Below are 13,921 nucleotides of genomic sequence, written 5' to 3'. Positions count from 1 at the left end.
GGGTCAGACCGAGGCGCTGCCGTCGACGGCGGGGCTGTTGCCGAGGGCCTTGACGGCCTGGTAGTAGGTCCAGGCGGTCGAGTCGCAGGAGGCCTTCTTGACGCCCGAGTAAGCGGAGCAGACCCGCTTGAGGTCGGCGTAGAGGGCGTCGTCCAGGCGCGGCTTGTTCGCGCTGAAGCTGCCGGCGGCCTTGTAGTTGCGGTAACCGAAGTCGTGTCGCGCACAGGACGTCTGGAACGGGAACCCGAAGGGGTTGTCCGGCGAGGAGCTGCAGTAGTCCGTCGACCAGTCGAATCCGTACGAGGACCAGGTGCCCTGCGCGCCGCGGGCGGCGAGCCACGAGTTGTAGCTGGCCGCGCTGGTCTGGGTCCAGCCGCTCAGCACCTGGGGCTTGTCGGCCGGGGCGGCGGTGGCCGGGCCGGCGAATGCGACGATACCGGTGACGGCGGTGGCGACTACGGCGGCGAGTCGACGGCGCATCAGGTTCCTCCAACAGACGGGGCACCGGGATCTTCCCGGAGCGACACCTCAGACTGTGGGAGGGAGTTATCGGGGAACCCCGCCGCAGCTATACGGAACCTTCTGGAAGGCCACTGCTCCATTTGCCCGAAGAACACGGTTGAAGCACATTTGGCGAGTCGGTCGATCTGGATCTACTGCCCGGTAACTGGTCCCATGGGCGGGTGCGTCGGGGGATCGCACGAAGTACCTTGAGAACCAGGGGGATTGCGACGATGCGAGAGGTCGTCTTCAGGCTTTTAGGGCCTCTCGACGTACACATCGGCGGAAAGACCTTGAAACCGGGCGGGGCCCGACAGCGGACCGTACTGACCATGCTGCTGCTGTCACCAGGGCGGATCGTCTCCGTGGACACCCTGATCGACGCGGTCTGGCCCGCCGGCGCTCCGACGACCGCCCGCAACCAGATCGCCATCTGCGTCGCGGGCCTGCGCAAGGTGTTCAACGACGCCGCGGACGCCGCGGGCCTGATCGCCACCTCGCACCCCGGCTACGTCCTGAACCCGCTGGAGCACCGCATCGACTCGGTCGTCTTCGAGGACCGGGTCCGCCAGGCCAGGGAGTCCGCCCGCGGCGGACGGACCGCGGACGCCTGCGAGAGCTACGCCGAGGCCCTCTCGCTGTGGCGGGGCCGCGCCCTGGACGGCATCGGCGGCGCCCGGATCGAGCAGGAGGCCGCCCGGCTGGAGGAACTGCGCCTGGACGTCCACGAGGAGTACGCGGGCCTGCGGCTCCAGCTCGGCCGGCACCGCGCTCTGATCCCGGAGCTGACCGCCCTGGTCGCGGAGAACCCGCTGCGCGAGCAGGCCCGGGCGCACCTGATGCTCGCCCACTACCGGTCGGGACGGCGGGCGGACGCCCTGGTCGTGTACCGCGACGGCCGCAGACTGCTCGTCAACGAGCTGGGCATCGAGCCGGGCACGGCCCTCCAGGGCCTGCACGACCTGGTGCTGCGCGACTCCCCCGAGCTGACGCAGCCGCGCGCGAATCCCGCGCCGGCCCCGGCCACCGCCGCGGCCGCCCAGCTCCCCGTCGAGTCGGCCTCCTTCACGGGTCGGGGCAAGGAGCTCAGCGACCTCGACCGGATGCTGGACGAGCGGCTGGGACAGTCTCCGCTGACCATGGCCGCGATCAGCGGAATAGGGGGCGTCGGCAAGACGGCCCTGGCCGTCCAGTGGGCCAACCAGATCGCCGCCCGCTTCCCCGACGGCCAGCTCTTCACCGATCTGCGGGGGTACGACGAGACCTTCGAGCCGGTCTCGCCCGCCACCACGCTCGACCGCTTCCTGCGCGACCTGGGCGTGCCGGCCCACCAGATCCCGGCCGACCCGGGCGACCGGGCCGCGCTCTACCGCAGCGTGCTCGGCGGCAAGCGCGTGCTGATCGTGCTCGACAACGCCCGCTCCTTCCACCAGATCCAGCCCCTCCTGCCCGGGAACGGCCGCTGCTGCGTGATCATCACCGGCCGCGACCTGATGGACGACCTGATCGGCGACTACGCGGTCCTGCGCATCGGCCTGAACGCGATGGCCCCGCAGGAGGCCACCGCGCTGCTCGCCGAGGTGGCGGGCGAGCACCGGATCGGCGCCGACCCCGGTTCCACCGAACGGCTGGGGGTGCTGTGTGACCGGCTGCCGCTGGCGCTGCGGATCGCGGGTGCGCGGCTCGCCGCGAAGCCGCACTGGTCCGTACGGAGCCTGGTCACGCGCCTGGAGGACCAGCGGCGGCGGCTGGACGAGCTGAGCCCCGGCGAGGGCGGCGTACGGGCCGGCTTCCGGTTGAGCTACCGCGACCTCCCGGCGCCCACCCGCCAGCTGTACCGCCGGCTTGGCCTGCTGACGGTGCCGGACTTCGCGGCCTGGGTGGGCGCGGCGCTGGCCGATGTCGCCCCGGTCGACGCCGAGGACCTGATCGAACAGTTGGTCGATGCCCAGCTGCTGGAGGTCGCCCCGTCCGGGGGACCCGCCACGCGCTACCGGTTCCAGGACCTGCTGCGGCTGTTCGCCTGGGAGTGCGCCCAGGCGGAGGAGAGCGAGGAGGACCGCGGGGCCGCGCTGGCGCGCGTGTACGGAGGCTGGCTGACCCTCGCGGACGTGGCGCGCCGGCGCACCTACGGCGGCACCCACCGGATGGACTACGGGGAGCTGGATCCCTACGCGCTGCCTCCGGGGCTGGTGGACGAGCTGATGGCGGATCCCGTCGACTGGCTGGAGTCGGAGCGCACGGCGCTGACCGACGTCATCCACCAGGCGGCCGGCTCCGAGCGGTCCGCGGGCTACGCCTGGGCGCTGACGGTGAACAGCACGACGCTCTTCGAGGCGCACAACTACCTGGAGGCCTGGCGCTCCTGCGCCGAGCAGGCCCTGACGGCGGCGGTGCGCACGGGCGACGTCCTCGGCGAGGCGACGATGCTGCGTTCGCTGGGCACCCTCGGCATCTACCAGCGCCAGTACGAGGAGGCCGGGACGGCGCTGGTCCGCGCGCTGAAGCTCTTCGAGCAGTGCGGCGAGGTGCACGGCCGGGCCGTGGCGCTGCGCAACCTGGCGCTGTGCGCCCGCTTCTCCGGTGATCTGGACGGCGCCGCCCGCGATGCCCGGGAGGCCCTGGAGGGCTTCCGGGCGACCGGTGACACGGCGGGCGAGTCCCACGTCCTGGGGCTGATGGCCCAGCTGGAGCTGGAGCGCGGCAACACCTCCCGGGGCATAGAACTGTGCATGCAGGCCATCACCAGGAGCCGGGAGGCCGGCAGTGTCCGGGGGGAGACCCAGAACACCTACCGGTTGGCGGAGGCGCTGCTGCGGCACGGCGATCCGGCGGGGGCGGAAGAGACCTGCTTCAAGGTGCTGGGGCTTACGCGGGAGGACGGCGACCGGCTCGGTGAGGCGCACGCGCTGCGCGGGATCGGCGAGGCGCGCTGGCGCCGGGGCCAGTGGAAGGCCGCGGAGTCCGTGCTGCTCCAGGCGCTGGAGGTGGTCAAGGAGGTGGCCGACCGGTTCCTGCGCGCCCGTATCGAAACCGACCTCGGCTTTGCGCTGGCGGTGCGGGGCGCCCCCGAGGCGGTGCGGTGGCTGGCGTCGGCGCGGACGGTGTTCGAAGAGCTCGGCGCCGCCGTCTGGCGCGAGCGGGCGGGCGCCGCGCTGCGGGCCGTCACCGGGGCCGGGGACCGCCCGGTTGCGCCGGCCGAGCTGATCCGCCTGCTGGAGGACTGAGCGGCCACGGGGCCCCGGAACCGTCAGGTCCAGGGCACCTCGATGACGATGCCGGGGACCGGGCCCGTCCAGGGGACCTCGTCCTGCATGCCGGCCTGGACGGGCGCGGGCGGCTGCTCGCTCGCCGCGGCCTGTCCCGCCGATCCCACCGTCAGGGCCAGGGCGGCGACCACGGCGGGGAGAGTGGCGGCAAAGGCGGTGCGGATGCTTCGCATGCGATGACTCCTAGTCAAGTCCCCTTCGGGGCCGCCGTGGTGGGCGACGAGGACGAAACTATGGAGCGGCGCTGTCGGAGCGATATTGGTTCGATTTCCGCGCGGCACCGTGTCTCAGGGGGCGGGAAAACGGAACCGAACGCGCCGCGCGCCCCTGCCACCGGTGGGCGGCAGGGGCGCGCGGAAGGTGCGGGGTGAGTCCGGGTCAGGCGTTGTTGCCGACGGCGTTGTTGTTGCCGTTCTCGTTGTTGTTGCCGTTGTTGTTGCCATTGCCGTTGTTGCTGTTGTTGCTGTTGCTGTTGCTGTTGCTCATGGCGGTCCTTCGCATCGGGTCGGTGTGTCACGCCGGGCGCCACCAGGCTGGGCCCCCGGGCTATGGCCCTGCTTCGTATACGCGTGCACCCGGGCTATAGATCTCCGATAGGTGGATGCCCGAACCTGGGGTATCCGGATCAGGGCCGCCAGCCTGGAAGTGAGACCGCACATGCCGCGCAGTGCCGCCGATACCCGCGTCCGAAGCGTCGTCGTCCTCGGCGGCGGCGCGGCGGGGTGGATGACGGCCGCCTACCTCGGCAAGGCACTCCAGGGCACCGTGGAGATCACCCTGCTGGAGTCGGGGCCGGCGCCCGCGGTGAGCCTGGGCGTGGCGACCGTACCGAGCCTGCAGCACGCCTTCTTCGACTTCCTCGGCATCAACGAGGAGGAGTGGATGCGCAAGTGCGATGCGAGCTTCCAGATGGCCGTGCGCTTCGTCAACTGGCGGACGGAGGGCGCGGGCGAGGCGCGGGCGAGGGCGCTCCCCCGGCCGTCCCAGGGCCCCGACCACTTCTACCACCCCTTCGGACTGCTGCCCGACTACGACCAGACGCCCCTGTCCCACTACTGGTTCAAGCGGACCTACGAGGGCACGACGCAGGAGCCCTTCGACTACGCCTGCTTCCGCGAGCCGCCCGTGATGGACGCCAAGAAGTCCCCCCGCTGGCTCGACGGCCGCACCGCGACCCGGTACGCCTGGCACTTCGACGCGGGCCTGATCGCCGGGTTCCTGCGTGACTTCGCCGTCGCCAAGCTCGGTGTGCGCCACGTCCGCGACGAGCTCGCCGGGGTGGTGAAGGATGCGCGGGGTTTCGTCACCGGGCTGCGCACGCAGGGCGGCCCGGTGATCCACGGCGACCTCTTCGTGGACTGTTCCGGCTTCCGGGGCCTGCTCATCAACGAAGCCATGGCGGAGCCGTTCATCGCCATGGGCGACCACCTGCTGGGCGACAGCGTCATCACCACCGACGTGCCGCACGACGACGCCGCCCACGGGGTGGAGCCGTACACCTCGGCCATCGCGATGAAGGCCGGCTGGACCTGGAAGATCCCGATGCCGGGACGGTTCGGCACCGGATACGTCTACTCCAGCCGCTTCGCCGGCCGCGAGGAGGCGACCGGCGAACTGTGCGCACTGTGGGGTCTGGACCCGGCGACGACCCGGGTCGGGCACGCGCGCCTGCGGGTCGGGCGGGGCGAGCGCGCCTGGGTGAAGAACGTCGTGGCCATCGGCCCCTCCTCCTGTTTCCTGGAGCCCCTGGAGCCGACGGGGATCCATTTCATCACCACCGCGGTCCACCAGCTGGTGCGGCACTTCCCGGACCTCACCTTCCAGGCCGCCCTCGTGGAGCGGTTCAACCGCGAGATCCGGGTGATGTTCGACGACACCCGTGACTTCGTGCAGGCGCACTTCCACTACGCGCCGCGCAACGACACCCCCTTCTGGCGGGCCGGCAAGGAGCTGGCGCTGCCCCAGGGCATCCAGGAGAAGGTCGCCGCCTACCGCGCGGGGCTGCCCATCGACGCGCCGGTCACCGACGAATCCGCGTACTACGGCCTTGATTCCGGCAGCCGTTCGGCCTGGACGAACGGCAGTTACTACTGCGTGTTCGCCGGCCTCGGCCTGATGCCGGACGCCCCGCTGCCGGCCCTGGCGCACAAGCCGGAGTCGGTGGCCGGGGCGGAGCCCCTCTTCGACACCGTCAAGCGTCAGCAGCGCAATCTGCTGGAGACGCTCCCGAGCACCTACGAGTACCTGCGCCAGCTGCACGGCGACCCGCGCTTCGTCTGACCCGGGGCGCCCGGCGCTCGTCCGGTCCGCACGGGGGCCGTGGTCACCAGGGCCCTTCCCCCTCGGCGAGCAGTGCGTTGGCTTCGGCGTAGGGCAGGGCGTCCGCGCCGAACCCGAATGTGCCGGGTCCGGCGATCTCGCGGGCCGCGCGGGTGAGGGCGCCGAGCGCCGCGCGGGAGAGGGCGGATCCGGTGCTGACCCGGCGCACGCCCAGGGGGGCGCCGGGGCGTCCCCCGGCCCCGGACGCCGGACGGACCGCCGTCAGACGCCCTCCCCCGGCTCGTCCGCCAGCAGCAGCCTCTTCTGCGGTTTGCCCATGGCGTTGCGCGGCACCGCTGACACGAATCGCACCTCGCGCGGACGCTTGTGCACCGACAGGTGGGCGGCGACGAAGTCGGTGAGCTCCGTGCCCGTGACCCCCTCGGCGACGACGAAGGCGACGATCCGCTGCCCGAGGTCCGCGTCGGGGACCCCGACCACGGCCGCCTCGCTGACTTTCGGGTGGTCCAGCAGCGCGTTTTCGATCTCGCCCGCGCCGATCCGGTAGCCGCCCGACTTGATCATGTCGATGGAGGCGCGGCCCACGATGCGGTGCACGCCGTCCGCCGCGTCGACGGCCGCGATGTCGCCCGTACGGAACCAGCCGTCCTCGGTGTACGCGGCGGCGGTGTCCTGCGGACGGCCGAGGTATCCCGCGAACAAGGTGGGTCCGGTGAGCTGGAGTTCGCCGATCTCCGCACCCGGCTCCGCGGCGATGCGGGTACGGATGCCGGGCAGCGGGGTGCCGACCGTACCGGGGCGGACCTCGCCGCCCGCGCGGCCGCTGATCGTGATCAGCGTCTCGGTCATGCCGTAGCGCTCGACCGGCCGGTGCCCGGTGAGCCGTTCCAGGTCCCGGAAGACGGGTGCGGGCAGGGCGGCGCTCCCGGACACCAGCAGGCGCGCCCCCGACAGCGCGGCGGCGGCCGACGGCTCACGGGCGATGCGGGACCACACGGTGGGCACCCCGAAGTACAGGCTCCCGCCGGCGCCGGCGTAGGCGTCGGGCGTCGGGCGTCCGGTGTGCACGAGGCGGCTGCCGGTGCGCAGGGCGCCGAGGACGCCCAGCACCAGGCCGTGCACGTGGAACAGCGGCAGCCCGTGCACCAGGGTGTCCTCGGCCGTCCACTGCCAGGCTTCGGCAAGGGCGTCCAGGTCGGCGGCCAGGGCCGCGCGGGTCAGGACCACGCCCTTGGGGGCGCCGGTGGTGCCGGAGGTGTAGAGGATCAGCGCAGGGTCCCCGGGGGCCGGGGCGGGCCCGGTCCAGGCCGAGCGCCGGGCGAAGTCCGCACCCATCAGCCGAGCGCCGGAATCCCGCAGGATGTGCTCCCGCTCGGCGGGGCCCGCGTCGGGCGGCAGCGGCACGAAGGGCACCCCGGCCAGCAGCCCGCCGACCGCGGCGGCGACCGTCTCCAGGGACGGCGTGGCGCTCACCGCGAAGGCCGGGAGCCCGGCGACGTCGGCGGCCACCGCCCGGGCCGCGCCGAGCAGCTCCTCGTAGGAGGCGGTGCGGCCCGCCACCCCGACCGCATCCGCGCGGTCTCCGTATGCGCCTTCAAGTGCCGTGAGCACGGTGACTCCCCTCTGTGGTCCCGTGCACAGGCTGCCGGACGCGGGGGCGGTGGCGCGAACCCGGCCGGCGGGGCCGGGAGGCCGCAGGGCCGCTCGAACCCTGCTCGAAGGCGGCTCGAATCCCGCACCACCGGGGCCCACCGCGCCCGTATGATCCCCATGACTTGACGATTCGATGACCCGTTCCCGAAGAATCGATGACCGAGAGACTCCGCGGACGGACGAACAGGGGGACGCACGATGGAGACCGCTCGCTTGGCCTCGCTCATCGCCGCCACTGTCACGATGGGACTGGTCAGTGGCCTCTTCTACGGTTTCTCCGTCTCCGTGATGCCGGGTCTGAGGCGCACCGACGACCGTACGGTCATCGAGGTGATGCAGCGCATCAACGTGGCGATCCTGAACGGCTGGTTCGTCCTCGGTTACATCGGCGCGTTCCTCTTCACCGCCCTGGCCCTGGCACTGCACGTCCCGTCCGACGGCCGCGACGTGCTGCCGCCGCTGATCGCGGCCCTGGTCTGTTACGTCGTCGCGATGGGTGTCACCAACAAGGTGAACATCCCGCTGAACAACATGCTGGAGAAGGCCGGGCCGGTCGAGCGCATCGGCGATCCGGCCGCCGTCCGCCGCGCCTTCGAGGGCCCCTGGGCCCGCGCCAACGTCTGGCGCACCCTGCTGTGCACGGCCGCGGTGGGCTTCCTGGCCTGGGCGCTGTACCTGCACGGCCAGACCCGCTGACCGCCGCCGGCTCCGCCCGGCCGCGGCGCGGGACGCACGAAGTCCCCCGGTCGGGTGGCCGGGGGACTTCGTGGTGGTGCGTGGGGGGAGGCTGCGGGCCGCGGGTCAGCGGGTGGCGCGGCCGTACAGGATCAGGGCACGGGAGAGCGCCGTCAGGGCCGCCGTGCAGAGCAGGGTGCGGATGATGTTGGTGGAGACCCAGGTGCCCTTGAACTTGTCGACGATCGAGAAGTCCGTCAGCTTCGCCGCGTCGCCCGCGTCGGCCAGCTCGTTGTTGAGCGGGATGTTCACGGAGAAGGTGATCATCAGGACGACGAAGTAGGCGACGGCGGCCACCCCGACCCAGATCGCCACGCTGCGGCGGCCCTTGCGGAACTCGACGATCGCCGAGGCCGCCGAGGTGAGCAGGGCCAGCACGAAGGCCATGCCGAAGATTCCGTTGCCGTCGATCGCCTTGTTGAAGGACTGCATCGCGGCGACGTAGGTGCGCTCGTCGCCCGCAGCCAGGCCCGGCATCACCGAGACGTCGAAGGCGAAGAAGAGACCGGCCATCAGGCCCACGAGGACCGTGGCGACCAGGAGGAGGACGGTGGCCACCTTGCTGCGCTCGGCGGTCGCCGGCGCGGGGGGCTGGGCATGGGGACCGGGCTGGGTCGCGTACGGGCTCGGGCCGCCGGCGGGGTACTGCTGGGGGCTACCGGCCGGATTGGGGTTCATGGGACATCCTCGTCTGGGGTGGTGGGAGCACTGCTCGCCCTCGGCACGGACATCCGATCGTGACACTCCCCGGGGTACCCGGCCATGGGCTTTCCACCGGCCCTTGAGCGAAGCTCAAGAGCCGGTGGCGCGATCCGTTCGGTCGCCGGTTCGGTCAGTAGCGGTAGTGGTCCGGCTTGTACGGGCCGTCCACGTCCACGCCGATGTAGGCGGCCTGCTCGGGGCGCAGGGTGGTGAGCTTGACGCCGAGGGCGTCGAGGTGGAGGCGGGCGACCTTCTCGTCCAGGTGCTTGGGCAGCACGTAGACGTCGGTCGGGTACTCCTCGGGCTTGGTGAAGAGCTCGATCTGGGCCAGCGTCTGGTCCGCGAAGGAGTTCGACATCACGAAGGACGGGTGCCCGGTCGCATTGCCCAGGTTCAGCAGACGGCCCTCCGACAGCACGATCAACACCTTGCCGTCGGGGAACTTCCAGGTGTGGACCTGCGGCTTGACCTCGTCCTTGACGATGCCCTCGACCTTGGCCAGACCGGCCATGTCGATCTCGTTGTCGAAGTGGCCGATGTTGCCCACGATCGCCTGGTGCTTCATCCTGGCCATGTCCGAGGCCATGATGATGTCCTTGTTGCCCGTCGTGGTGATGAAGATGTCCGCCGTCTCCACCACGTCGTCCAGCGTCGCGACCTGGTAGCCGTCCATCGCCGCCTGCAGCGCGCAGATCGGGTCGATCTCCGTGACGATCACCCGGGCACCCTGACCGCGCAGCGACTCCGCGCAGCCCTTGCCCACGTCCCCGTAACCGAAGACGACCGCGACCTTGCCGCCGATCAGGACATCGGTGGCCCGGTTGATGCCGTCGATCAGCGAGTGGCGGCAGCCGTACTTGTTGTCGAACTTCGACTTCGTCACGGCGTCGTTCACATTGATCGCCGGGAACAGCAGGCCGCCGGCCTGGTGCATCTCGTAGAGGCGGTGGACACCGGTGGTGGTCTCCTCCGTCACGCCGCGGATCTCGGACGCCAGCGCCGTCCAGTCGATGGAGGTCTTGCGCAGCAGGTCCAGGACCAGGGCCATTTCCTCGTTGTCCGCGGTGGACGGGTCGGGAACCGCGCCCGCCTTCTGGTATTCGACGCCCTTGTGGACGAGGAGGGTGGCGTCCCCGCCGTCGTCGAGGATCATGTTCGGGCCGGTGTGTCCGGGCCAGGTCAGGGCCTGCTCCGTGCACCACCAGTACTCCTCCAGCGTCTCGCCCTTCCAGGCGAAGACCGGGATGCCGGCGGCGGCTATGGCGGCGGCCGCGTGGTCCTGGGTCGAGTAGATGTTGCAGGACACCCACCGGACTTCCGCCCCGAGCGCTACCAGTGTCTCGATCAGGACGGCCGTCTGCACGGTCATGTGCAGGGAGCCGGTGATCCGCGCCCCGGCGAGGGGCTGGGAGGAGGCGTACTCCTTGCGGATCGACATCAGGCCGGGCATCTCGTGCTCGGCGAGCGTGATCTCCTTGCGGCCGAAGTCCGCGAGCGAGAGGTCTGCGACCTTGAAGTCCATTGGTTCTACTCCGTGATGGTGGTGGCTGGGTCCGGGCTGACGTTCAGGTTCTGATGGATCTCTAGAGTCGCGGTGGACTTGTTGAGGGTGATGTAGTGCAGGCCGGGCGCCCCCTCGGCCAGCAGGCGCTCGGCCATGGCGGTCGCGTACTCGACTCCGATCCGGTGACCGGCCTCGGGGTCGTCCTTCGCCGCTTCCAGCCGCCGGGCCAGTGCGTCCGGGAACCGCGCGTCGCTGAGCTCGGCGAAGCGCCGGATCTGGCGGAAATCGGTCGCCGGCATGATCTCGGGGATGACCGGTGTCAGACAGCCGACGGCGCAGAGCCGGTCGCGGAGCCGGAGGTAGTCGTCGGCGTGGAAGAACATCTGGGTGATGGCGTAGTCGGCGCCGGCCCGGCACTTGGCGGCGAAGTGCCGAATGTCCTCGGTCCAGCCGGGTGAGCGGGGATGGCGTTCCGGGAAGGCCGCGACGCCCACCGTGAAGTCACCCAACTGGCGTATCAGGGTGACCAGTTCGTGGGCGTGGGTCAGCCCGTCCGGGTGTGGCGTCCACTCCCCCTTCGGATCGCCGGGCGGGTCCCCGCGCAGGGCGAGCACGTCGCGGATGCCCGCGTCGGCGTACTGGCCGATGATGTGGCGCAGCTCGGCGACGGAGTGTCCGACGGCGGTCAGGTGCGCCACCGGGCGCAGGGTGGTCTGCGCCGCGATGCGTTTGGTGACCTCCACGGTGCGGTCCCGGGAAGAGCCGCCTGCTCCGTAGGTGACGGAGACGAAGGAGGGCGCGAACGGCTCGATCCGGCGGATGGCGGCCCACAGGGTGCGCTCCCCGGCGTCGGTCTTCGGGGGGAAGAACTCGAACGAGAAGCTCCGCCGGCCCTGGGCCAGCAGCTCTCGGATGCCGGGGACGGTGGCGGTGGACGTGCGGGGGCGGTCGGTGGTGGCGGTGCGGGGGCGGTCGGTGGTGGCGGCGAGAGCAGCCGGCATGTCGGACTCCTTTCCGGCTCGTCGCGGCTCAGCGCGCGTTGAAGTACTTCGCCTCGGGGTGGTGGATGACGATCGCGTCGGTGGACTGTTCGGGGTGGAGCTGGAACTCCTCCGAGAGGTGGACGCCGATCCGCTCGGGCTGGAGGAGGTCGGCGATCTTGGCGCGGTCCTCCAGGTCGGGGCAGGCTCCGTAGCCGAGGGAGAAGCGGGCGCCGCGGTACTTGAGGTCGAACATGTCCTCGACCCGGGCCGGGTCCTCGCCGCCGAAGCCGAGCTCGGCGCGGACGCGGGCGTGCCAGTACTCGGCCAGGGCCTCGGCGAGCTGCACGGACAGGCCGTGCAGCTCCAGGTACTCGCGGTAGGAGTCGGACGCGAACAGCCGGGCGGTTGCCTCGCCGATCCGGGAGCCGACGGTGACGACCTGGAGGCCCACGACGTCGCGCTCGCCTGATTCCTCGGGGCGGAAGAAGTCGGCGAGGCAGAGGCGCCGGCCGCGGCGCTGGCGCGGGAAGGTGAACCGCGTCCGCTCGTTGCCGCGCTCGTCGAGCAGGATGAGGTCGTCGCCTTTGGAGACGCAGGGGAAGTAGCCGTAGACGACCGCGGCCTCCAGCAGGTTCTCGGTGTGCAGCTTGTCCAGCAGGCCGCGCAGGCGCGGGCGGCCGTCCGTCTCGACGAGCTCCTCGTAGGTGGGGCCGCTGCGGGCCTGCTTGAGACCCCACTGGCCCTTGAAGAGGGCGCCCTCGTCCAGCCAGGAGGCGTAGTCCTTCAGCGGGATGCCCTTGACCACGCGGGTACCCCAGAACGGCGGGGTGGGGACCGGGTTGTCGACGGAGACGTCCGAGCGGACCGAACCCCTCTCGGGAATGTCCTCGATCTCGACCGCTGCCCCCGCAGCGCCCGCCGCTGACACTCCCGTCCGCCGGGGGACGCGGCGCTGTTTGAGCTCGGGCAGGACGACGCCGGGCACGCCGCGTTTCACACCCATGAGTGCGTCCATGAGGCGCAGGCCCTCGAAGGCGTCGCGGGCGTAGCGGACTTCGCCTTCGTAGATTTCGTGGAGGTCCTGTTCGACGTAGGCGCGGGTCAGGGCGGCGCCGCCGAGGATGACGGGGTAGTCGGCGGCCAGCTTGCGCTGGTTGAGTTCCTGGAGGTTCTCCTTCATGATCACGGTCGACTTCACCAGCAGACCCGACATCCCGATCACATCGGCCTTGTGCTCCTGCGCGGCTTCCAGGATCGCGGAGACCGGCTGCTTGATACCNCCTCTCGGGAATGTCCTCGATCTCGACCGCTGCCCCCGCAGCGCCCGCCGCTGACACTCCCGTCCGCCGGGGGACGCGGCGCTGTTTGAGCTCGGGCAGGACGACGCCGGGCACGCCGCGTTTCACACCCATGAGTGCGTCCATGAGGCGCAGGCCCTCGAAGGCGTCGCGGGCGTAGCGGACTTCGCCTTCGTAGATTTCGTGGAGGTCCTGTTCGACGTAGGCGCGGGTCAGGGCGGCGCCGCCGAGGATGACGGGGTAGTCGGCGGCCAGCTTGCGCTGGTTGAGTTCCTGGAGGTTCTCCTTCATGATCACGGTCGACTTCACCAGCAGACCCGACATCCCGATCACATCGGCCTTGTGCTCCTGCGCGGCTTCCAGGATCGCGGAGACCGGCTGCTTGATACCGATGTTGACGACGTTGTAGCCGTTGTTCGTCAGGATGATGTCGACGAGGTTCTTGCCGATGTCGTGGACGTCCCCGCGGACGGTCGCCAGCACGATGGTGCCCTTGCCGTCGTCGTCGGTCTTCTCCATGTGCGGTTCGAGGAACGCCACGGCCGTCTTCATGACCTCCGCCGACTGCAGCACGAACGGCAGCTGCATCTGCCCGGAACCGAACAGCTCACCGACGACCTTCATGCCCTCCAGCAGGGTGTCGTTGACGATCGCCAGCGCCGGCCGCGTCCCCAGGGCCTCGGTCAGGTCGCCCTCCAGACCGTTCTTCTCCCCGTCGATGATCCGGCGCCGCAGCCGCTCCTCCAGGGGAAGGGCCAGGAGTTCCTCGGCCCGCCCGTCCTTCATCGACTTGGTGTTGACGCCCTCGAAGAGCGCCATCAGCTTCTGCAGCGGGTCGTAACCCTCCGCGCGGCGGTCGTAGATGAGGTCGAGGGCGGTGGTGACCTGCTCCTCGTCGAAGCGGGCGATCGGCAGGATCTTGCTCGCGTGGACGATGGCCGAGTCCAGGCCGGCCTTCACACACTCGTCGAGGAAGACCGAATTGAGCAGGACACG

Annotated in this window: 11 protein-coding genes and 1 pseudogene; 3 read left to right on the top strand and 9 right to left on the bottom strand. The window is 70.9% G+C overall.

The annotated features are described in order from the left end of the window. Positions 1-3: 3 nt before the first annotated feature. Complete coding sequence (locus tag AMK16_RS30230; RefSeq protein ID WP_073920514.1) at positions 4-480, bottom strand: phospholipase; 477 nt, start codon at positions 478-480, stop codon at positions 4-6. 254 nt (positions 481-734) lie between these two features. Between AMK16_RS30230 and AMK16_RS30225 the strand changes: the two genes are divergently transcribed. Then, a complete protein-coding gene (locus AMK16_RS30225) occupies positions 735-3,728 on the top strand; it encodes an AfsR/SARP family transcriptional regulator (protein WP_073920513.1) in 2,994 nt (997 codons plus the stop codon). Between the two features lie 23 nt (positions 3,729-3,751). Here AMK16_RS30225 and AMK16_RS30220 read toward each other — a convergent pair whose 3' ends face one another. Next, positions 3,752-3,943 (bottom strand): hypothetical protein, encoded by a 192-nt coding sequence (locus AMK16_RS30220; protein WP_073920512.1) that lies wholly within the window; start codon positions 3,941-3,943, stop codon positions 3,752-3,754. Positions 3,944-4,427: 484 nt separating this feature from the next. Between AMK16_RS30220 and AMK16_RS30210 the strand changes: the two genes are divergently transcribed. Further along, entirely contained in the window at positions 4,428-6,050 is a 1,623-nt protein-coding gene (locus AMK16_RS30210; RefSeq protein WP_073920510.1) for a tryptophan halogenase family protein, read from the top strand. 43 nt (positions 6,051-6,093) lie between these two features. Here the strand turns inward: AMK16_RS30210 and AMK16_RS30205 are convergent, their stop codons facing one another. After that, a complete protein-coding gene (locus tag AMK16_RS30205) occupies positions 6,094-6,258 on the bottom strand; it encodes a hypothetical protein (protein ID WP_242438998.1) in 165 nt (54 codons plus the stop codon). A gap of 53 nt (positions 6,259-6,311) precedes the next feature. Then, positions 6,312-7,661 (bottom strand): AMP-binding protein, encoded by a 1,350-nt coding sequence (locus AMK16_RS30200; protein ID WP_079191821.1) that lies wholly within the window; start codon positions 7,659-7,661, stop codon positions 6,312-6,314. Between the two features lie 240 nt (positions 7,662-7,901). Here AMK16_RS30200 and AMK16_RS30195 point away from each other — a divergent pair, with 240 nt between their 5' ends. After that, a complete protein-coding gene (locus tag AMK16_RS30195) occupies positions 7,902-8,399 on the top strand; it encodes an anthrone oxygenase family protein (protein ID WP_073920509.1) in 498 nt (165 codons plus the stop codon). A 105-nt stretch (positions 8,400-8,504) separates the two neighbouring features. Here the strand turns inward: AMK16_RS30195 and AMK16_RS30190 are convergent, their stop codons facing one another. The 5 genes and pseudogenes from AMK16_RS30190 to AMK16_RS30170 all read right to left on the bottom strand — a co-directional run. After that, positions 8,505-9,116 (bottom strand): anthrone oxygenase family protein, encoded by a 612-nt coding sequence (locus AMK16_RS30190; RefSeq protein WP_073920508.1) that lies wholly within the window; start codon positions 9,114-9,116, stop codon positions 8,505-8,507. Between the two features lie 154 nt (positions 9,117-9,270). Next, positions 9,271-10,662 (bottom strand): adenosylhomocysteinase, encoded by a 1,392-nt coding sequence (ahcY, locus tag AMK16_RS30185; protein ID WP_073920507.1) that lies wholly within the window; start codon positions 10,660-10,662, stop codon positions 9,271-9,273. Between the two features lie 5 nt (positions 10,663-10,667). After that, on the bottom strand, positions 10,668-11,645 hold the full coding sequence (metF, locus tag AMK16_RS30180; RefSeq protein ID WP_079191820.1) for a methylenetetrahydrofolate reductase [NAD(P)H]: 978 nt from the start codon (positions 11,643-11,645) through the stop codon (positions 10,668-10,670). 28 nt (positions 11,646-11,673) lie between these two features. Then, positions 11,674-12,906, bottom strand: a pseudogene (locus AMK16_RS30175) (vitamin B12 dependent-methionine synthase activation domain-containing protein); the annotation flags it as partial. 1 nt (position 12,907) lies between these two features. After that, positions 12,908-13,921, bottom strand: a 1,014-nt coding sequence (locus AMK16_RS30170) for a cobalamin-dependent protein (protein WP_242438997.1), incomplete at both ends; no start/stop codon positions are given.

This window comes from Streptomyces sp. CB00455 (assembly GCF_001905445.1).
GTDB lineage: Bacteria > Actinomycetota > Actinomycetes > Streptomycetales > Streptomycetaceae > Streptomyces.
The sequence above is the reverse complement of the archived record's forward strand: the minus strand, read 5'-3'. Positions and strand labels throughout refer to the sequence as shown.

Excerpts from the sequence above, each read along its gene's own strand:
- AMK16_RS30230 (WP_073920514.1), bottom strand. The coding sequence starts at position 480 with ATGCGCCGTCGACTCGCCGCCGTAGTCGCCACCGCCGTCACCGGTATC.
- AMK16_RS30225 (WP_073920513.1), top strand. The coding sequence starts at position 735 with ATGCGAGAGGTCGTCTTCAGGCTTTTAGGGCCTCTCGACGTACACATC.
- AMK16_RS30220 (WP_073920512.1), bottom strand. The coding sequence starts at position 3,943 with ATGCGAAGCATCCGCACCGCCTTTGCCGCCACTCTCCCCGCCGTGGTC.
- AMK16_RS30210 (WP_073920510.1), top strand. The coding sequence starts at position 4,428 with ATGCCGCGCAGTGCCGCCGATACCCGCGTCCGAAGCGTCGTCGTCCTC.
- AMK16_RS30195 (WP_073920509.1), top strand. The coding sequence starts at position 7,902 with ATGGAGACCGCTCGCTTGGCCTCGCTCATCGCCGCCACTGTCACGATG.
- AMK16_RS30190 (WP_073920508.1), bottom strand. The coding sequence starts at position 9,116 with ATGAACCCCAATCCGGCCGGTAGCCCCCAGCAGTACCCCGCCGGCGGC.
- ahcY (WP_073920507.1), bottom strand. The coding sequence starts at position 10,662 with ATGGACTTCAAGGTCGCAGACCTCTCGCTCGCGGACTTCGGCCGCAAG.
- metF (WP_079191820.1), bottom strand. The coding sequence starts at position 11,645 with ATGCCGGCTGCTCTCGCCGCCACCACCGACCGCCCCCGCACCGCCACC.